Here is a 19,886-nt window from a genome sequence, read left to right on the forward strand (position 1 = left end):
TCACGCGTCGAAGCGCACGATGAGCTGGGTGCCGGTGTAGGTCGGCGTGACCTTGAAGCCCGGCGCGTTGATCGCCGAGAACCGGCCCGTCAGGGTGCCGCTGCTGATGAGCGTGAGCGTGTCGCCGGCGCTGGGTGCGAAGCCCGGCTTGAAGCTCAGGTTCAGCGTGCCATCCACGGCGGCGACACCGGCCACGTTCAGCCGGCCGGCGCCGTTGGCGCCCAGGTTCAGCTGCAGCGTGGTGCCGGCCACCTGCGTGTAGGCACCGGCCATGGTGACCATCGAGGACGCGTTGCACACCAGCGTGCCGCCGCCCACGTAGACGTTGCCCGTGCCGAAGGCGGCGGCGGAGTCGGCCCGCAGCGTGCCTTCGGAGAGTTGCGTGCCGCCCGCGTAGCTGTTGCTGCCTCCGAGCGCCAGCGCGCCGCTGCCCTTCTTGGTCAGCTTGCCGGAGCCGGCGATGTTGTTGCGCCAGCTGTCGAGCGCATTGAAGCCGCCTCGGCCGGCATCCATGGTCACGACCACGTCGCCGTTGAAGGCGCCGTAACCGTCGGCCGCATCGAACAGGTTCAGCCGGCCCCAGCCCTCGGGGTCGTCCATCACCGGATAGCCCGATTGCACGGCCGTGGTCTTGAGCACCACGCGGCGCTGCATCGCGTCGAGGTAGGGCAGGCGCGTTTCGAGCAGCACCTCGGCACCCTTGGGCACGACCGCAGGCCTGGTGGTGTCGCCCACCGGCTTGAAGCCGAAGGTCAGCCGGCGCAGGTAGTCGGCCTTGCTCGCGGCATGGTCCGCGAAGCGGTCGGCGGTGGTGCCCTGCGAATGGGCGAAGTCGTTGAAGGCGACGGCATCGCTCGCGCCCACGGCGGCCATCAGCACGCTCTGCGCCTGGGCAAAGGCTGCGGCCTTGCGCGCTGCGTTGGCGCCGGTGGCCAGGCTCGCGGCGGCCACGGCCTGCCCGTGCACGCGCCCGCCGACCACGTCCAGCGGCGAATGCATGCCCGCGAGGATGCGGTTCTCCCCGAGCTCGAGGCCGCGCGCCACCATCTCCTGGAAGCGCTGAGGCACGACGTAGGCGGAGGCGATGGAGTCGCGCACCGCCTCTGCCGTGTGGCCGCTGATGAAGCCGCCGTCGATGGCAGGCGTGGGGTTCTTGGCGGGCTCCAGCGCGGGCACCACCTTCACGCTGCTGCTCCAGCGCCAGGGCCGCGCGTACTTGTAGAAGCGCTTGGCGGGCTCGGTGGAGCCGTTCTCGCCGATGTTCTTGAGCAGGTCGACCACCGTGCCGAAGCCCGGGTTGGCGGAACCGCCCACGCCGACGTCGTTGCCGCCGTCGCTGTAGAGCACCGTGGTGGCGTCCGCCGCGATGCCCGTGATCGTCGTGACCTGCTGCGTGGCCGCGCGCCAGGCGGTCGTGAGCGGGCCCATGCCGTCGCTGATGCTGTAGCCCTTGCCGCGGCGGTCGTCCAGGTAGGCGGCCAGTTCCTGCGCAGGGGTGCGCGCGTTGGTGGCGTCGACGACGTACTGGATGTTGCGGTTCAGCACGTTGGTGTTGAGCATCTTGCCATCGGTGGCATCGCCGGGGATGCCGCTCCAGGTGGATGCGGTCACGGCCGGGAAGCTGCCCTGCGCGGGTGCCGAGACGCCCGCGTCCACCAGCAGCGTGCTGGGCTGCCAGAAGTCGAGGAAGCCCGCCACCACGCGCACGCCGGCATTGGTTTCCTTGGTCGCGAAGCGCGCATCGCCGCGCTGGTTGGTCGCCACGTTGTCGACGAAGGGCGGGACCGCGACCGCATCGGGCACGGGCGCGGTGTCGGTGAAGCCCAGGTCCTTCGGCGGGCCGGCGACGGCCACTGCGGGCGGGTTGGCCGTGGCGGGCGGCGTGCCGGCGATCGGGAACGAGAAGCCGCCTCCCCCGCCGCCACCGCCGCAGGCCGAGAGGCACAGGGCTGCGACGAGGGTGATGGCGAAGGGACGGACGGGGGAAAGCAGATGGGGCATGAAGAAAAGAAGGGAGGAAAAAGAAGACGCGGCGCTGCACAAACAGCCGCCGCGGCCCCGGGAATCTAGGGATGCAAGAAGTCATCCTTGTGAATCGCCGCGAATTCCGCTGCATTGCACAGCCGAATTGACGGGCTTTTCCACGGGTCAGGCGCAGGTCAGATTGGCATCCTAATTGGCGCTCAATGCGATTTGCCGATTGCATGGAATATTGAGTCAATCGAGCCCAAATACCTTGATTTCCGCGGCAATCAATTCACGGAATCATCATATTCGCCACATAAAGTCTGCGTCATCCGGAATTTGCAAATGCCGGAAAAAGAATTTGATCCATTCCGAATTCAATTACCATGTCCAAAAATTCATTTCCCGACAGGGAAGGCTCATATCTCGATCAATTGGCTCGCGTGCCGGAAAACAGACGCCGCGAATTGCTGAAGCTGATGCTGGCTGGCTCCGTCACTGGCGTGGCCGCGGCTGCGCTGCCCGGTTGCGGTGGCGGAGGCAATAGCGGCGGCGCAGCCGCTTTCCCATTTCCCGCGACGGGTACGGGCAGCACGCCCGCCAGCGCACCGCCGCCCGCGGCACCGGGAACTCCGGCACAGAAAATCTCGAGCTTCACGATTTCGGTGCTGCCGGACACCCAGTTCTATCCGCGATACGCCTCGGAAAAGATGCACGGGCTTTATCAGAAGCTGTATGCCGGCATCGACCCGAAATTCGACAATCCATTCAAATCCCAGACGCAATGGATCGCGCAGAATGCCAGCCAGCTGAAAATGCCGTTCACGATCCACCTGGGCGATATCGTCGACCAGTCGTGGTACTACACGGCTGAAAACTCGGCACCGTGGAGCCCCACCACCGACCTCGTGGGCAATGGCCAGCTCAGCAACGGGCAGGTCACGAAGGAATGGGAGCTCGCAAGCCAGGCCATGCAGGTGCTCGAGGCCGCCAAGTGCCCCTATTCGATCTGCGCAGGCAACCATGACGTCGGGGCCATCAACTCGGACATGCAGTGGGGCCCCGACTGGGGCGTGGGCGTCACCGGATTCGCCAACGACGACGGCTACCAGGACGGCGGCAGCCACCGCGTCGGTCTGCTGGAGCCGTACCTCAAGGTCTTCCCGCCGGAGCGCGCGCAGCGGCAGGCGACCTTCGGCGGCAGGCATTCCTCGGGCTTCCACGAGTACCACGTCTTCCAGGCCGAGGGAAACAAGTTCCTCGTGCTCTCGATGTCGTGGCGCGCGTCCGACGACGCGATCGCCTGGGCCAACAAGGTGATCCAGGCCAACAGGACGATCCCCGTGATCCTGGTCAACCACCAGCTGGTGGGCATCGGCAGCGACGGCAAGACGGCCGCCGACACCGCCTACTCCAACTACCTGTGGGACAAGCTGATCAAGGACAACGACCAGATCTTCATGGCGGTCAGCGGCCACTACCACGGCTCGTGCGTCAGCACCAAGAAGAACTCGCGCGGCAACGACGTGCACCTGATGGTGGTGGACTACCAGATGGCCTACATGGGCGGCAACGGCCTCATGCGCATGTTCGAGTTCGACCTGACGAACAAGAAGATCGTCGCGAGCTCGTTCTCGCCCTGGGTGCCGCTGAAGCCGGCCGCGATGCTCAACGAGTTCGACGCCGCATGGCTGTCGGATTCGAACCAGTCGTTCACGCTGAACATCGACTTCGTCCAGCGCTTCGCCTCCTTCAACCCCGGCTTCTCCGTGCCCGCCGGCTCCTCGGACAGCAGCCTGACCGACGCGGCCAGGAAGCTCATCCTGACGAACTTCAGCCAGCCGCCGCAGAAGGCGGCCGCGCTGCCCAAGAGCCCCGACGACTACCCCAAGGTCGACAACACGCTCGCGCACTGGCGCTTCTTCAACGCATCGGCCGCGGAGGGCGATCTCTTTCCCTACCAGCCCGGGCAGCAGATCCAGGACAGCGCGCCCGGCGGCAAGAACCCGATCTCGGTCAACACCTGGGCGGGGCAGTCGGGCGACCTGGTCTGGTCGAAGAGCCATCATCCGCTGTCGGCCGCACCGGGAAGCCTGCGCTTCCTGAACGCGACGAATGCCGTCGGCGCCGTGAAGGCGAGGTTCTCCTACTTCACGACGGACCAGAACTCGGCGCTGAACGTCGAGACCTTCCAGAACGGCTACACGATCGAGGCATTCGTCTACATCGACCCGGGCTTCGACGCCACCAGGAACGGCTGGATGGGCATCATGTACCGCCTGGGCGCACAGTCGAACCTGCCGGGCTTCGGTTCGGGCGACGGCGACTGCGCCCTGATGTTCGCCTTCTCGAACCTGATGGAGTTCCAGTGGGAGATCGTTCCGGTGGGCCAGGCGACCAGCCTGCCCTGCTGGTCGGGCGGCGTGTCCGCCGGGCAGTGGCTGCACGTCGCCATCGTCAACGAGCCCTCGAAGTCCTACGCGACGACGATGTACGTCGAGGGCGCGCCCGTGCTGCGCAACAACACGAACATGAAGGGCATCCAGTTCGTGTCGGCGACGCAGCAGGTCGCGATCGGTTGCGCCCAGTGGGCCGGCGACATGTCCACCGGCTTCCTCGGCAGCATCGGCGAGATCCGCATCGTCGGCGCACCGCTGAGCTCCGACAAGTGGCTGACGGCGCGCGCCGCCTGAAACTTGACGCGGGTCCTCAGCGGCCCGCGGACTTCGCGCTGGCCAGCTGCGACAGCGTGGCCGCGGCCAGCGCGCGCACGCCCACGCGCATCGCCGACTCGTCCACCTGGAACAGCGGCGAGTGGTTCACCGGACCGTCCTTGTCGCCCATCGGCGAGGCGTTGAGCATCCAGAACACCACCGGCACGCCGGTCGAGCCGAATGCGCCGAAGTCTTCCGACCCCATGGAGGCGGGCATCTGGCTCACCTTCGAGGCACCGCCGGCGGCGGCGCCGAAGGCGCCCACCAGCGAGAGCGTGGCCTGCGGGTCGTTCACGAGCACCTCGTAGCCATCGCCGCTGTCGATCTTGACCTCGGCCTGCACGCCGTAGCTCGCCGCGATGCCGGTGGCGCGGCGGCGGATCTCCTCTTGCGCGATCTTCTGGTTCGTCGCCGAAAGCGCGCGGATCGTGCCGGAGATCTCGGCCGTCTCGGGCAGCACGTTGAAGCGGTTGCCGCTTTGCAGCATGCCCGTGGTCACGATGGTCGGCCCACCGTCGATGGTGGGGTTGAGCCGGTGGCTCACGATGTTCTGCAGGCCGAGCACGGTCTCCGCCGCGGCGAGCATGGGCGTGTTCGAGGCCCACGGCGCGGCGCCGTGGCCGCCGACGCCCTTGAACTTGATGTTGAACACGTCGATGCTGGCCAGCATCGGACCCGGCCTGTAGCGGATCGCGCCGGCGGGCGCCTGGTTGCTGATGTGCTGTCCGAGCACCACGTCGACCTTCGGGTTGTCGAGCACGCCCTCGCGCACCATGGCCATGGCTCCGCTGGACTTGCCCAGGCCGGGGCCGATCTCCTCGGCCGGCTGGAAGATGAAGACCACCGTGCCGGTCAGCTGCCCGCGCAGCGAGGACAGCACCCTGGCCGCGCCCAGCAGCATGGCGACGTGCGTGTCGTGGCCGCAGACGTGCGACACCGGAACCTGCTTGCCGAGCCAGTCGCCCTTTGCCGAGGACCGGAAAGGCAGGTCGTTGCGCTCCTCCACGGGCAGGGCGTCCATGTCCGCCCGCAGCGCCACCACCGGACCGGGCAGTGCGCCGCGCAGCACGGCCTTGATGCCCGTGCCTGCGATGCCGGTCCTGATCTCCACGCCGGGCATGCCGGCAAGGGCCTGGGCGATGTACTTCGCGGTGCCGGTCTCCTGGTACGCGAGTTCGGGGTTCTGATGGATGTGCCGGCGCCATTCGACCACCTGCGGCTGCACGCCGTCGGACAGGGCCAGCGCCTGTGCGAGCAGCGAGGCGGAAGCGGCAGGCGTGACGGGTGCCGCGCCCTGCGCATGCGCACCGGCGAAGGCGGCTGCAAGGAGGAATGCGCAAGCGTGGTGTCGAAGCTTCATGGTGATTGCGAGAGTTGCTGGGTGGTTGGGCTGGATGGCACCTTGCCGAATCTATCGCCCGGTGGAGATCCGCTTCGTGCCGGGCTCCTGTGCAGAGTCACCGAGGAGACGCGCCGGCTTCATCGCGGCGAACGCGCCTGGGCGATCGACCGCCTGCGTCTGTACGCGCCTGCGGGTGCACGCAGCGCTGCGACGACAATGCAGGCAGCCCGACGGATACTCCCGCCCGCGCTGGCGCCCCGACCGGCTCGCTGCTGGAGGTTTTCATGCTTGTTCCGCTGCTGCATCAGAGTGAAGATTCCGAAGTCCGTTGACTATGCCGACCGTGCTCCCGGTGCCTGCGGGCACGCATCGTAGAAGGCGCAGCCGGATGCGGATCGGCAATGTGCGCACAGCTTGTTTGCATCTCTTGAAATGAAGGCCCTCGACTCGCTGCGCATCTTCGTCACCACCCAGAGGAAGGGCAGCCTCTCGGCTGCGGCGCGCAGCCTCAGCCTCTCGCCGGCCACCATCTCGCGGCGCATCAGCGCGCTCGAGGAGGAACTGGGCGTGCAGCTGGTGGACCGCACCAGCCGCAACCTGCGGATGACCGAGGCAGGCCAGGCCTTCCTGGAGCGCGCCGAGGTCGTGCTCGAATCGATGGCCGAGGCCGAGCAGGCCGCACGCGACGCCCGCCAGCGGCCCGAGGGCCGGCTGCGGGTGCACTCGCGCACCCACATCGGGCTGCGGGTGGTGGCGCCGCTGCTGCCGCGATTCGCGCAGCTCTATCCGGACATCCAGGTGGAGATCGAGCTCTCGGAACACCCGGTCAACCTGGTGGAGCACGACTTCGACGTCGACATCCGCACCGGCGAGTCGAACGACTCCGGCTTCGTGATCAAGCGGCTGCTGTCCAGCGACGAGGTGCTGGTGGCCAGCCCCGCCTTCGTGAAGACGTACTCGCGCATCAAGCACCCCACCGACCTGCCGAACGTTCGCTGCCTGACCTACAAGCGCGAGCGCGAGGCCACCATCTGGAAGTACCTCGACGAAGCCGGCGAGCAGCAGGAGATCCCGATCCAGGGCGTGCTCAGCGCCAACAACGGCGAACTGCTGCGCCTGGCCGCGATCGGCGGCATGGGCATCGCGCTGCTGTCGGAAGCCACTGTGCGCGGCGACCTGCGTTCGGGCGCGCTGGTGCGGCTGCTGCCGGACTACCGCTTCGCGGTGCGGGCCTACTCCAACGGCATCTTCGCCGTCTTCCGCCAGAACCGCACCCTGCCGCTGAAGGTGCGCGCCTTCGTCGACTTCGTGGCCGAGGCGCTGAAGGACGAAGGGCAGCGCTAGCGCCTGTCGGCACCCGGCGCCTGGCGCCGCCCATTCCAGGCGGCATCGCGACGCCGCGTGCAAAGCTGCTTTTCACACCCTGCAGCGCTGCCTCGCCGCCCGCCATCTAGACTGGTCCGCGAGTCCAATGGGGACCAGAACCAGGAGACAAAGTGAGCTTCCGCAACATCATCGTGGGGCTGGCGATCGGCGCGAGCACGCTCGGCAGCGCCTTCGCGCAGCAAGTCACGCGCATCGTCGTGCCCTTCGCCGCCGGCGGCGGCACCGACCAGTACTGCCGCATCCTCGCGCAGGAACTCAACAAGCAGGGGCTGAACGTCATCATCGAGAACAAGCCCGGCGCCAGCGGCATCCTCGCGGCCGACTACGTCGCGCGCGCCAGGCCCGACGGGCACACCGTGCTCGTCTCCTCGCTGGGCACGCTGGCGAGCAACAGCGTGCTCTACGACAAGCTGCCCTACGACCCGGCGAAGGACTTCGCATCGGTCACGCAGATCGCCTACCAGCCGGCCATCATCGTCGGGCGCACCGACCTGCCCTACAAGAACATCAAGGAGATGGTCGCCTACGCCAGGCAGAATCCGGGCAAGATCAACCGCGCCTCACCGGGCGCGGCCATCCTCACCAACCTGGCGCCCACTGCCTTCGAGAAGGCCCAGGGCTTCAGCACCACCCACATCCCGTTCAACGGCGACGCCCCCGCGCTGCAGGCGCTGCTCGGCAGCCAGATCGACATCCACGGCACCTCCATCACCGGGGCGCTGCCCTACGTGAAAGCCGGCAAGCTGCGCGTGCTCGGCGTGATGGACGGCAAGCGCCTGCCCCAGGTGCCCGATGCCCCCACCTTCAAGGAGCAGGGCTACGACATGGAGGCCACGCTGTGGTATTCGCTGTCGGTGCCTGCGGGCACGCCGAAGGCGGCGATCGAGCGGCTCAACAAGGCCGTCAACCAGGTGATCGCCGACCCCGACTTCGTGACGCGCGCCCGCGCCATCGGCATGGAGCCGCGCGGCGGCAGCCCCGAGGACCTCGACAGGTTCGTCAAGGCCGAGTCGGACCGCTGGCTGCCGGTGCTGCAGAGCCTGAACCTGCCCAAGCAGTCGAACTGATCGACGTCTCCCGGAAGGGCGCGGCGCGTTGCCCGCGCCCTTCGTTCTTCCTTCCCCGAATCTCCCGCCCCGCATGAACCACCCCTCTCCGCTGCCGCTGACCGGTGTCCGCGTCCTGGATCTCTCCCGCGTCATGGCCGGGCCGCTGTGCGCGATGGCGCTGGCGGACCTCGGCGCCGAGGTCATCAAGGTGGAGCATCCCGAGCGCGGCGACGACACGCGCGACTGGGGCGTGCGCATCGGCAGCCACAACACCTCCTACTTCAACAGCTGCAACCGCAACAAGCGCTCGATCTGCGTCGACCTGCAGGCCGAGGAAGGCCGCGACCTCGTGCGCGAGCTGGCCGCGAAATGCGACGTGGTGATCCAGAACTTCAAGTACGGCGGCGCGCAGAAGATGGGCCTGGGCTACGACGACATGAAGAAGGTCAACCCGGCGATCGTCTACTGCTCGATCTCGGGCTACCCGGTGCTTGGCCCCGAGAAGGCCCGCCCCGGCTACGACCTCGTGATCCAGGGTGAGACCGGGCTGATGGCGATGAACGGCGAGGAAGGCCAGGGGCCGCTGAAGTTCGGCGTCGCCGCGGTCGACATGTTCACCGGCATGTACGCAGCGCAGGCGATCCTGGCGGTGCTGTACGCGCGCACGCGCACCGGCGAGGGACGCCACATCCAGATGTCGCTGTACGACAGCGGCATGATGATCACGTCCTACTACGGCCTGACCGCCTGGCTGAACAAGCGCGATCCGGCCAAGTTCGGCAACTCGCATCCCTCGATCGTTCCGTATGGCGTGTTCGACGCCGCGGACGGGCCGGTGGTGATCGCGGTGGGCAACAACAGCCAGTTCCGCAAGTTCTGCGAGGAAGTGATCTTCTGCCCCGAGCTGCCGCTCGACCCCCGCTTCGAGAAGAACACCGAACGCTCGAAGAACCGCGGCGAGCTCCTGCCGCTCCTGCTCGCGCAGATCCGCAAGCACGCGAGGGCCGACCTCATCGAACGGATGGAGCGCGCGGGCATTCCCTGCGGCGAGGTGCTGGGTCTCTACGAGGCCCTGCAGTCGCCGCGCACGCGTCAGGCCCAGGTCTGGCACGAGTTCGAGGACGCGGAAGCGGGCACGCAGGCCGTGCATGCGCCGCCCTACGTCATCGACGGCACGCGCGCCGGCGTTCGACACCCGCCGCCGCACCTGGGCGAACACACGGCCGAGGTGCTCGGCGAGCTGCTGGGCATGACCCGCGAGCGGCTGCAGGCGCTCGGCGAGAAGAAGGTCGTCCGCTAGCGCGGCATCGCATCGGCGGTGCGCGCCCGCCCCCTTTGTCGTTCAGCCGAAAGCCCGCCGCGGCGCGCCGTCCCGTCAGCCAGGCCGACAAGGGCCTCGTCGTCGCGCTCGACCGTCCCCGGCCCGAGGCTCAGCCTCGGCGATGCCCTGCGGGTGGAATCAGGGGCAGCAGCAGGTGCGAGTCGTAGCGTCCGCCGGCGAGGATGGTGTTCTCGCCCCCGATGACGTCCAGCCGTCGGTCCTGCGGATCGGTATGCAGGAATGGGCCGGACCCCTTGCGCGGACCTGCCGCGCCTTCGCGCTCGAAGTCCTGCGCATCGATCCTGAGCGCCAGGCGGTACCCGCGCGGCAACACGATGGAAGTGGGCCAGACCTCGATCTCCAGTCGATAGTCCTCGCCCGGTTTGAGCGGCTCGACCTCCGTGTGCGTGTGGAATGGCTGCCCCGGCCGCGAGCGTCGGGGGTCCGTCTTGCGATGCGAAGCTCTCAGCCACCCCTGCGTGATCGGCACCTGCGGATCGGTCGCTCCCCGGAAGAGCACTTCCCTGCCCTCCGGGTCGTAGGCACGCAGGGTGACGAAGAGATCCATGTCCTCCGTGCTGGACCGAACCCACAGCACCAGCGCGACAGGTCCCGTGAATTCCGTCTGCGCCTCCATGGGCGCACTCAGGAACTCCACGCCACGCCCCGGCGCCCGGTAAGTAGCAAAAGCGATGGCACCGAGCGGTTCGGGCGCCAAGGCGCGGCGTCCCGCGTCGAGGTACATGCGCGTCCACTGCGTGCGGGCGATGGGCCATTCGTGTTCGGATCGCTGCTCGAACCGGTCGGGATGGCGCACCTCCAGCATCACGGGCGGTTGCGCGTCCCAGCCGTTGGACTCGCCTTTGAGGAACCTGTCGAAGAAGCGCTTCTGCAGCTGCACGTACTCGGGCAGGTAGAACGACTCCCAGTGCGTCCCGCCATGCATCTGCAGCCACTTCTGCCGCGAGCCGGCGCCCATGAAGCCCTGCACGTTGCCGCGAAGGTGCAGTCCCATCCCGCCCCAGTTGCCGGCGGACAGCACCGGAACCTCGATGTCCGCGAGCTTCGCCGTCCGGGCGTCGTACCAGCCATCGATCAACGGATGCGACCGGAACTCCTCGATCACGTCCACACGGTTGCCGCGAAGCGTGTCTTCATCCAGGGCCGTGCCCGTGCTCGTCCCACCCGTTTCCCGATCGATGTAGGGGCTGCCGGAATTGCCGTTCTGCACCGACAGGATCTGCTTGGGAAACCAGTACTCGAAGAAGAAGTTGCCGAAGATTCCTCCATGGTGGCTGGCGTCTCGATACAGGTCGCTGGCGCCCTCCCACGGACAGATGGCGGCCAGATGGGCGGGACGGCGCGCGGCGACCTGCCACTGGTTCATCGCGTAGTAGGAGATGCCCAGCAGCCCGACCTTGCCGTTCGACCATTCCTGCGTACCGGCCCACTCGATGCATTCGGCATAGTCGTCCGTCTCCTGCGGTGACCAGGCCCAGAGCTTGCCGGGCGACTCCCCGGCGCCGCGGCTGTCGACGACCACGATCGCATAGCCCCACGGAATCCAGCGCTCCGGGTCGGCCACCTCCCAGCGCAGGTACCTGCCCGAACTGCCGTCGGTGTCGATGCCCGGGTACAACCGCTTGAGCTCGTCCCATTGCGGCTTGAACGCATCCTCGAAATGCGCGTCCTTGCCATAGGGCCCGTGCGTCATGAGAACAGGTGCGGGCACACCATCGTCGGGCCTGAACACATTGGCCCTGAGCACCGTGCCATCGCTCAGGCGGATGGGCACGTTCTTTTCGAAGATCATTTTCCCGTCTCTTCCTTTTTCATTGGAACAGCGCCACTGCGCGCGTCCACCCCGCCGAGCCGCCGCGGACCTTCGCCGGGAAGCAGGACACGAAGAATCCGTCCGCGGGCAGGGCTTCGAGGTTGTGCAGCTTCTCCAGATGGCAGTACCCGATGTCGCGGCCCGCCTTGTGGCCTTCCCATATCACCGCCGGGTTCTTGTCGCGCCCGTAGCGCTCTGCGGTGTATTGAAAAGGGGCATCCCAGCTCCAGGCGTCCGTGCCGGTCACACGCACGCCGCGTTCCAGGAGATACATGGTCGCGTCGTAGCCCATGCCGCAACCCGACTGCACGAAATCGGATCGACCGTAGCGACTGCCGGCACGCGTGTTGATCATCACGATCTCCAGCGGCTGCAGCGTGTGGCCGACGCGCCGTAGTTCCGCCTCGACGTCCGCGGCCTGCACTACGTAGCCATCCTCGAAGTGCCTGAAATCCAGCTTCACGCCAGGCTGCAGGCACCATTCGAGCGGCACCTGGTCGATGGTGATCGCGGGCTCCCCGCGATTCATCGTCGAGGCGAAATGCCAGGGGGCATCGAGGTGCGTGCCGTTGTGCGTGCTGAGCTCGACCTTCTCGACCGCCCATGCCTCGCCGTCGGGCAGATCCTCCGGCTTCAGCCCCGGGAAGAACTGGGCCAGGCGGCCGAAGCTCTGCGAGTGGTCCATGTAGTGGATCCTGGGAGCGAAGGCCGGCGGATCGGAGATCACGTCGTTCTCCAGGAAGATGGAAAGGTCCACGATCTTCTTGAACATCACGAATCCATTTCGATGCCGAGGGGAGGAAGGATGCGCTGATAGCGCGCAAACTCCTTCTCCAGATAGGCCTTGAATTGCTGCGGCGGCATGCCCGAGACCTGGTTGCCGAACGTCACCATCTTGGCCTTGAAGCCCGGGTCTGCCAGTGTCTTCGAGACGCCGGCGTACAGGGCGGCCAGCACGTCGGGCGACATGTTCGGCGGCGCAAGCATCCCGATCCATGCGGGGATGTCGATGTCCGGCATTCCCAGCTCCGCGAAGGTGGGCACGTTGGGCAGCGTATCCGCGCGCTGCGCGCCGGTGATCGCGAGCGCCCTGATCTTGCCGGCGTCGATGTACTGCATCACCGACGATGGCGCGATGAAGGACACATCGACCACACCGCTGATCAGGTCCGTCAGCGGTGTGCCCTTGTAGGGCACGTGGATCAGCTCGATGCCCGCCTGCTTCGCGAAGAGGGCCCCCACCACGTGCGTGGTGTTGCCGTTGCCGGCCGAGGCGTAGCTGAAACTGCCCGGCTGCTTCTTCGCGGCCGCGATGAAGTCGGCCAGCGAGTGGAATGGCCCGGTCGCCCTGTGCAGCAGAGCGAAACCGTAGGTCGTGTAGACCATCGACAAGGGAGTGAAACCCTCGATCGGGTGGTAGGGCAGCTTCTTCATCAGCACGCCGTTGGTCAGATGTCCGCCGGTCGTCCACAGCACGACCGAGCCGTCGGGCTTCGCGCGCGAAACCTCGGCCGCACCGATGGTCGTTGCCGCCCCGGGCCTGTTGTCGACGATGCAGGTGCGGCCCGTCACCTTCTGGTAGGTGTCGGCAAAGATGCGCGTCAATCCGTCCAGGGCACCTCCCGCGGGAAACGGCATCACGATCCTGAGCATTTCAGGCAGGGGCGTTGCGGCTTTCACCAATGGCGCCGCGAGCGTGGCCGCAGCGCCGGCGAGGACCGTTCTTCTACTCAACATGGGTTTGTCTCCTGAGGCGCCGCCTGCTGCGATGTGCTCGCCAGGTTCGGCCACAGGCAAATTCTAGACAAATAAAACGCTTGTTTCAATCGGTCGTTTTTTCAGTGACTGAATTCCAATCGCACGATTCAAACGACTGATTGATCGGATGTCTTCCCGTCCCGAAGTGATGCAGAATCGGCCAAGGACGCCATGCGCCGCATCGCGGCTGCCGGCACCAGACTTCTTTCCCTCCCCTCCGTGGACATGCCAGGACGACCGCCCCCCTCACCCGATCGCCTCACCCAGCAAAAGATCATCGATTCGGCGCTGGCGCTGTATGCCGAGAAAGGCATCGACGGCGTTCCCGTCAGGGCCCTGACGAGCCACGCCGGTGTCAATGTCGCTGCAATCCACTACCACTTCGGCGGCACGGAAGCGCTGGCGGAGGCCGTCTTCGGAGAGCTCTCCGCGCGCGTCAACAAGCGCCGCATACGCGCCCTGGAAGAAATCATTTCGGCTGCGAAGGCGGCGGGCCGCAAGCCGGATGTGGAGAACATCGTGTCCACGTTCGTGGACCCTTATGTCGGCCCCGATGCCGCCACCGAGGGCCAGTTGCTCGCGCAATTGATCCTCAAGCATCGCCTGTCGCCGTCGCCCATGACCGAGCGCGTGATCAAGAAACACTTCGATCCGATGGCGAAGCAGTTCGTCGCGGCGCTGCACGACGCGATGCCGGAGATCCCGATGGAGCTGATGTACCTGCGCTACATGCTGATGGTCAGCACCGTCGTTCTCTCATTGAGCGACAGGGGAAGAACCAACCGCCTGCAGCGCCTCTCGGGAAGCAAGGCCACGGCGCCCGATGGTCAGGCCGTGCGAACGGCGCTCGTCGACTTCATCGTGGGGGGCATGCGCGCGCCTGCGTCCAGATAGGGCCGCATCCATCGGCACATGCGGCCCGCTACGCAGCGAGGCCGCAATAGCCAGGGTGGCGCCGCCACTCGAAGCGAACGGCTCGTCGACGCGTCTGCGCCATGTCGGCGCACCAGTTGACGCGAGAGAGCAGGCCACCTCGGCCCCGGCCGCCTGTCTTTTCAGCGGCCCGCCGTGCGCCATGCCTCGCTGCGCTGGGCGAACCGCGCCGCCCACTCCTGCGCCGGCATGAAGCTCGGGTCGGAGCGCACCACCCGCTCGGTCTGGGCCCAGATCGCCTCGTCGGCATCTTCCAGGTCCAGCGGATCGCCGTGCGGCTGGCTCACGTACCACGGCGTGTCGAGGTAGACCTCGACCGTGTTGTCTTCCGGGTCCATGCAGTAGATCGACAGTGCGTTGCCGTGGTTCAGGCCACGCATCTTCGTCGCGCCCAGCGACAGTGCGCGGCGGCGCGCCTCCCGCAGATGGTCGATGGTGGCGACCTTGAACGACAGCTGCATCACGGTGCTCGGCGCTTCGGGCGCGCGGCCGCCGGCAAGCACCAGCTGGTGGTGCTGGTCATCCCGCCCGCTCAGGAAGACGAGCTCGTAGCGGAAGGTGCCGCCGACGCCGCGGTCGGTTTCCTGCATGTCGAACACGCCGGTGTAGAAGCGCTTCATCACGGCGAGGTCGCGGCAGAAGATGCCGCAGTGCGAGAGATTGGGAATGTAGGGAGCGGTCACGATGGGCCTCGGGAGTGTTCGTTGGAGCGCGCGCCGGTTCAGGGGGCGAGGACCAGCTTGCCGAGCGAGCCGCCGCTGTCCAGCAGCTCGTGCGCGCGTCGCGCCTCGGCCAGCGGCATGCGGGTTGCGCGTGGGGCGCGCACCTTGCCCGCCGCCATGAGGGCGATGGCTTCTTCCATGAGTCCGCGGCGGTGCGCGACGTCGCTGTCGACGGTGTGGATCGAGAAGGTGCGGATCGCCAGGCTCTTGCCGAGCAGCTTGCGCAGCTCGTCGAAGACATCGCTCGCGGGCGGCCCCGAGAGGATGTTGTACGACACCGCCATGCCGAAGGGCGCCAGCGAGCGCAGGCACGCGATGAAGAGCGCCCCGCCGACATGGTCGAACGCGAGGTCCGCGCCGCGCCCGTCGGTCAGCGCCATCACGCGCTCGGGCAGCGTCGCGGGATCGCCGTCGATGACCTCGCTCACGCCGTTCTCCAGCGCGAAGGCGCGCTTCTCGTGCGACGAAGCGGTGCCGATCACGCGCAGGCCGCGCGCACGCGCGACCTGCGCCAGCGCGGTCGCGACACCGCCTGCCGCACCCGGCACGAGGATGGTCCGTGCCGGCAGGTTGCCGTTGCTCGCCAGCAGCGCGATGGCGAGCTGGAAGTTGCCCAGGCTCACCGCGTCGTCGAAGCCCAGCGCCGATGGCAGAACGAACGGGGCCTGCTCGCTCACGCAGATGTGCTCCGCATAGCAGCCTCCGCGCTGCGCGAGTTCGCGCGCGCTGACGAGCACGCGATCGCCCACCGACAAGCGGGTGACGCCCGCGCCGACGGCATCGACCGTTCCCGCCATCTCGTTGCCGGGAATGGCTGGCAGCGGCGGCATCCACTTGTAGGTGCCGTTGCGGATGAGCACGTCCGGCCCGCCCGCGCCGATCGCCGCGGCCCTGACGCGCACCTGGCCCGGCGCCGGCTCGGGCAGCGGCAGCTCGACCAGCCGCAGGACTTCGGGGCCGCCGGTCTCGGACAGCTGCACGGCGCGCATGGTGTGAAGGCCCGCCATGTTCAGCGCTGCCCGTCGTGCACCGACACCTGCTCCTTGGCGAGGCCGCCGAGGCGCGAGTGGACGCGGCCGCCGTCGGCCATCACCAGGGCGAAGAGGATCTCGTCGGGCCGGGGCGCATCCTGGATGCCCACCTCGAAGGTGTTGAAGTGGCTGCGCACGTAGGCCGCATGGATGTAGTGCAGCGGCACCATGAGGCGATAGCCGGTCGCCGCGACGACCTTGGCCGCCGGCACGATCGCCTTGGGGTCGCCGAGCACCTGGCGCATCGCCCAGCCGCCCGCCTCGTGCCAGACGGCGCCGTGCTCGAGCTCGCCGTTGACGCCGACGATCGCCGCCTTGCTGTACGCCTCGACCTTGTCCTTGCCGAGCGTCGCGACGAGTTCCTCGGCCAGGGAGGTGCCGAGGCTTCGCAGTTCCGCCATGAAGGGCAGCAGGTCGGGCTCGTAGCGCCCGGCGTAGGGGTTGCGGATCACCGCGCAGGCGGCCGCGATGCGCAACGGCTTCGCGGGCGGCGGGCCGCCCTCGTGGAACACGGTCTCCACGGTGAGGCTTCTCTTGCGCAGGGCGATCAGTGACATGGTGCGGCTCCTTCGTTCTTCATCTCGCTTGTCCGTTCATCGGTTCGTTCGTTCATTCATTCGTTGATTCACTGCCGGGGAATCTTCGCGTCGGCCACCACCTGGGTCCACTTCTCGAGCTCCCGGGCCACGAGGGCCCTCATCTCCTCGGGCGTGCTGCCGCGCGCCTCGCCGCCCATGTCTTCCAGGCGCTGGCGCACCGAAGAGGCCTGCAGCGCATGCAGCGTCTCGGCATTGAGCCGGTCGACGATGGGCCGCGGCGTGCCCGCCGGCGCCAGGATGCCCGCCCAGGAGCGCACGTCATACCCCGCGACGCCCTGCTCCGCGACGGTCGGCACCTTCGGCAGGCCGGGCCAGCGCTGCGGGCCCGTCGCCGCCACGGCGCGCAGCTTGCCCGCCTGGATGTTCGACAGCACCGCGGTGGGCGGCGCGATGATGAACGGCACCTCGCCGCCCAGCAGCGCGGTCACCGAGGCGGCGTCGCCCCGGTAGGGCACGTGCATCATCGACACGCCGGCCATCTTGGTGAGCAGCTCGCCCGCAAGGTGGTGCGTCGAGCCGATGCCGGCCGTGCCGTAGGCGACGGTGCCCGGCGCGGCCTTCGCCGTGGCGAGGATCTCGGCGAGGCCCTGTGCCTTCGAATTCGCGTTGACGACGATCAGGAACGGGAAATAGGTGACGGTGGACACCGCCTCGAAGTCGGCCACGGTCTTGTAGGGCAGCGTGTTGTACAGCGCGCCCGCCACGGCGTGCCCGCCGGTGGCCAGCAGCAGCGTGTAGCCGTCGGGCCTGGCGCGCGCCACCGTGGCCGCGGCGATCGTGCCGCCCGCGCCCGCCTGCGCCTCCACGACCACCGGTTGTCCGAGCGTCTTGCTCATCTCGATGCCGATGGCCCTGGCGATCGCGTCGGCGTTGCCGCCCGGCGCGAAGCCCTGGTAGAGCTTCACGGGCCGCTCGGGGTAGCCTTGTGCGAAGGCCTGCAAGGCCGGCCATGCGGCGGCCGACGCCGCGCATGCGGCGAGAAGATGTCTGCGTTTCAAGTCTTGTCTCCTGAGGCGGCGCCCTTTGCGGACGTCTCGCGCGATGCGTGTCGGTCGAAGGCCCGGGTGCGGCGGTCAGTCCTGCGCGACCACCGGGTTGCGCAGAACGCCGACGGCTTCGATATCGACTTCGACCACGTCGCCGGGCTTCATGAAGCGCGGCGGCTTCTTGCTCCAGCCCACGCCGGCCGGCGTGCCGGTGGCGATCACGTCGCCCGGCACCAGAGTGAAGATGGTGGAGGCGTACGCGATGAGGCGCGGCACCGAGAAGATCATGTGGCCCGTATGGCTCGACTGCACCACCTCGCCGTTGAGGCGGGTCTCGAGCTTCAGTTCGCGCCCCGGCGCGATCTCGTCGGCCGTGACCATCCAGGGACCGAAGCCGCCGGTCGCCTCGAAGTTCTTGCCCGAGGCTATCTGCTTGGCGTGGAACTGCCATTCGCGCACGCTCGCGTCGTTGTAGCAGCTGTAGCCGGCCACATGGTTCCAGGCCTCGGCTTCCTGGATGTCACGGCCAGGCTTGCCGATGATCACCGCCAGCTCGCCTTCCCAGTCGAGCGACTCCGACACCCGCGGGCGCACGATCGGCCCTTCGTGCGGCGTCTGCGAACGCCACACGCGCAGGAAGATCGGCGGCTGCTCGGAAAGCTCCCGCTGCATGCCGGCGGCCAGCACCTCCTGGTGGTGGTCCATGTAGTTGCGCACCGCGCAGACGATCTTCTCGGGCTTCGGGATCACCGGCAGGTAGCGCACGTCCGACAGCGGCACGTCGGCGGCGAGCCCCGCGACCAGCGCGTCGCGGCGCGCGAACTCCGGGCTGCCGATGAAGTCGGCCAGCGTGGCGTGGCCGGTGCGCCCGGCCAGTTCGACCACGCCGTCGTCGACGACGGCGCCCCAGGTTTCGCGGCCTGCGAGTGAGTAGGACATCAGTTTCATGCGTTGCTTCTTTCGGATGGGACGTTGCGTTGCACGGACCCGGCACGGGCTCCGTCTCGATGCACAGCTTAATGCACGAAGATATTTTTATGCACAAAATCAGATAAATGCATAGTGGTTTCCACGAAGGGATCCGGTCGCCGAGCGATGGCCGGGCGATGGCGAGGCAAGAACGCCGCCATCGCCAATCGCGATGCATCGCGCGGGTTCGGCTTCCTAAACTGCGAAGCAGGAACGACAGACAAACGGAGACGACACATGTTGAAGACGATGTTCCGCGCGGCCGCCGCCCTGGGTATGGCGGCGCTGTTCGGCTGCGCGAGCCCCTCGCTACAGGTGGCAGAGATGGGCAGCTTTCATGTCGGAGGGCGAGCCGTGACGCTCTCGGGCCTGCCTCCCAAGGAGCTGGTGTTCACGCCCGGCGCGCCGCCGCTCAAGCTCGACCCCAATGGCGACTTCGAGGTCGAGGCGCTGTACGCGCGCTACACCCGGCTCGCCAACCCCAAGGCCAGGTACCCGCTGCTGCTGTGGCACGGCGGTGGACTGGCGGGCACCACCTTCGAGACGAAGCCCGACGGCCAACCCGGCTGGGAGGACTTCTTCCTGCGCGCGGGCCATGACGTGTACGTGAGCGACGCGGTCGAGCGTGGCCGCGCGTCCTGGGCGCGCTATCCGGAGATCTTCAAGAGCGAGCCCTTCTTCCGGCCGAAGAAGGAGGCATGGGAGCTGTTCCGCATCGGCGACACCGGCTCCTACGCCACCGATCCCGCCAGCCGCCGCGCGTTGCCGGGCACGCAGTTCCCGGTGGCCGCGTTCGACCAGTTCGCCAAGCAGGCGATCCCGCGCTGGGGCACCAACGACGCGGCCACGCAGGCAGCCTACGACGCCTATGTGGACAAGGTCTGCCCCTGCGTCATCGTCGTGCACAGCCAGGGCGGCAACTTCGCGTTCAACTCGGCGCTGAAGTACCCGCAGAAGGTCAAGGCGCTGGTGGCTGTCGAGACCTCGGGCTCACCCGACCCCGACACCTACGACTTCGCGCGCGTCAAGGGCGTGCCCATGCTCTGGGTCTGGGGCGACAACCTCGGCAGGTTCCCGTTCTGGGAGCGCATCGCAGCGCAGCAGGAGAAATTCCGCGGCAACCTGGTGCGCGCCGGCGGCACGGGCGACCGCATCGTGCTGCCGGAGCTGGGCATCACGGGCAACAGCCACATGCTGATGATGGACCGCAACTCCGACCAGATCGCCACGCTGATCGACCGGTGGCTGGCGAAGCAGGGGCTGAAGAACTGAAGAAG

The 19,886-nt window shown here is 67.6% G+C and carries 16 protein-coding genes; 6 read left to right on the forward strand and 10 right to left on the reverse strand.

What is annotated here, in order from left to right:
- Positions 1-2,001 carry a phosphatase PAP2 family protein gene (locus ACTJLF_RS09180; RefSeq protein ID WP_440882939.1) on the reverse strand — a complete coding sequence of 667 codons (2,001 nt, stop codon included), beginning with the start codon at positions 1,999-2,001 and terminating at the stop codon, positions 1-3.
- Between the two features lie 779 nt (positions 2,002-2,780).
- Here ACTJLF_RS09180 and ACTJLF_RS09185 point away from each other — a divergent pair.
- Positions 2,781-4,658 (forward strand): LamG-like jellyroll fold domain-containing protein, encoded by a 1,878-nt coding sequence (locus ACTJLF_RS09185; RefSeq protein ID WP_440882940.1) that lies wholly within the window; start codon positions 2,781-2,783, stop codon positions 4,656-4,658.
- A gap of 16 nt (positions 4,659-4,674) precedes the next feature.
- Here the strand turns inward: ACTJLF_RS09185 and ACTJLF_RS09190 are convergent, their stop codons facing one another.
- Positions 4,675-6,039: a M20 metallopeptidase family protein gene (locus tag ACTJLF_RS09190; protein ID WP_440882941.1), complete on the reverse strand. Its 1,365-nt coding sequence runs from the start codon at positions 6,037-6,039 to the stop codon at positions 4,675-4,677.
- 414 nt (positions 6,040-6,453) lie between these two features.
- On the opposite strand from ACTJLF_RS09190, the gene ACTJLF_RS09195 reads away from it, so the two are divergent.
- The 3 genes from ACTJLF_RS09195 to ACTJLF_RS09205 all read left to right on the forward strand — a co-directional run bounded on the left by ACTJLF_RS09195 (position 6,454) and on the right by ACTJLF_RS09205 (position 9,756).
- A complete protein-coding gene (locus tag ACTJLF_RS09195) occupies positions 6,454-7,365 on the forward strand; it encodes a LysR family transcriptional regulator (RefSeq protein WP_019655217.1) in 912 nt (303 codons plus the stop codon).
- Positions 7,366-7,517: 152 nt separating this feature from the next.
- Positions 7,518-8,474, forward strand: a complete 957-nt coding sequence (locus ACTJLF_RS09200) for a Bug family tripartite tricarboxylate transporter substrate binding protein (protein ID WP_184606796.1) — start codon at positions 7,518-7,520, stop codon at positions 8,472-8,474.
- Positions 8,475-8,547: 73 nt separating this feature from the next.
- On the forward strand, positions 8,548-9,756 hold the full coding sequence (locus ACTJLF_RS09205; RefSeq protein WP_440882942.1) for a CaiB/BaiF CoA transferase family protein: 1,209 nt from the start codon (positions 8,548-8,550) through the stop codon (positions 9,754-9,756).
- A 130-nt stretch (positions 9,757-9,886) separates the two neighbouring features.
- Here ACTJLF_RS09205 and ACTJLF_RS09210 read toward each other — a convergent pair whose 3' ends face one another.
- From ACTJLF_RS09210 to ACTJLF_RS09220, 3 genes are read right to left on the reverse strand one after another with little or no spacing between them, the layout of a single operon-like run.
- The gene (locus ACTJLF_RS09210) at positions 9,887-11,590 is read right to left on the reverse strand and encodes a CocE/NonD family hydrolase (RefSeq protein ID WP_440882943.1); all 1,704 of its coding nucleotides are present in this window, start codon (positions 11,588-11,590) and stop codon (positions 9,887-9,889) included.
- A gap of 19 nt (positions 11,591-11,609) precedes the next feature.
- A complete protein-coding gene (locus ACTJLF_RS09215) occupies positions 11,610-12,383 on the reverse strand; it encodes a cyclase family protein (RefSeq protein WP_019655212.1) in 774 nt (257 codons plus the stop codon).
- On the reverse strand, positions 12,383-13,402 hold the full coding sequence (locus ACTJLF_RS09220) for a tripartite tricarboxylate transporter substrate binding protein (RefSeq protein WP_157773708.1): 1,020 nt from the start codon (positions 13,400-13,402) through the stop codon (positions 12,383-12,385). The genes ACTJLF_RS09215 and ACTJLF_RS09220 overlap by 1 nt, the downstream gene beginning before the upstream one ends.
- 138 nt (positions 13,403-13,540) lie before the next feature.
- Between ACTJLF_RS09220 and ACTJLF_RS09225 the strand changes: the two genes are divergently transcribed.
- Positions 13,541-14,263 carry a TetR/AcrR family transcriptional regulator gene (locus ACTJLF_RS09225; protein ID WP_020723113.1) on the forward strand — a complete coding sequence of 241 codons (723 nt, stop codon included), beginning with the start codon at positions 13,541-13,543 and terminating at the stop codon, positions 14,261-14,263.
- Between the two features lie 161 nt (positions 14,264-14,424).
- Here the strand turns inward: ACTJLF_RS09225 and ACTJLF_RS09230 are convergent, their stop codons facing one another.
- The 5 genes from ACTJLF_RS09230 to ACTJLF_RS09250 form a co-directional block, all read right to left on the reverse strand.
- Complete coding sequence (locus ACTJLF_RS09230) at positions 14,425-14,985, reverse strand: VOC family protein (protein ID WP_019655209.1); 561 nt, start codon at positions 14,983-14,985, stop codon at positions 14,425-14,427.
- Positions 14,986-15,023: 38 nt separating this feature from the next.
- Positions 15,024-16,013, reverse strand: a complete 990-nt coding sequence (locus tag ACTJLF_RS09235) for a zinc-dependent alcohol dehydrogenase family protein (protein WP_026346439.1) — start codon at positions 16,011-16,013, stop codon at positions 15,024-15,026.
- A gap of 20 nt (positions 16,014-16,033) precedes the next feature.
- Positions 16,034-16,612 (reverse strand): amino acid synthesis family protein, encoded by a 579-nt coding sequence (locus tag ACTJLF_RS09240; RefSeq protein WP_019655207.1) that lies wholly within the window; start codon positions 16,610-16,612, stop codon positions 16,034-16,036.
- 68 nt (positions 16,613-16,680) lie between these two features.
- A complete protein-coding gene (locus tag ACTJLF_RS09245) occupies positions 16,681-17,652 on the reverse strand; it encodes a tripartite tricarboxylate transporter substrate binding protein (RefSeq protein ID WP_026346438.1) in 972 nt (323 codons plus the stop codon).
- Between the two features lie 75 nt (positions 17,653-17,727).
- Positions 17,728-18,588, reverse strand: a complete 861-nt coding sequence (locus ACTJLF_RS09250; protein ID WP_019655205.1) for a fumarylacetoacetate hydrolase family protein — start codon at positions 18,586-18,588, stop codon at positions 17,728-17,730.
- A gap of 258 nt (positions 18,589-18,846) precedes the next feature.
- On the opposite strand from ACTJLF_RS09250, the gene ACTJLF_RS09255 reads away from it, so the two are divergent.
- The gene (locus ACTJLF_RS09255) at positions 18,847-19,881 is read left to right on the forward strand and encodes an alpha/beta fold hydrolase (protein ID WP_019655204.1); all 1,035 of its coding nucleotides are present in this window, start codon (positions 18,847-18,849) and stop codon (positions 19,879-19,881) included.
- Positions 19,882-19,886: the final 5 nt, after the last annotated feature.

The sequence above is a fragment of the Variovorax sp. 22077 genome (assembly GCF_052044195.1).
In the GTDB taxonomy this organism is placed as follows: domain Bacteria; phylum Pseudomonadota; class Gammaproteobacteria; order Burkholderiales; family Burkholderiaceae_C; genus Variovorax; species Variovorax atrisoli.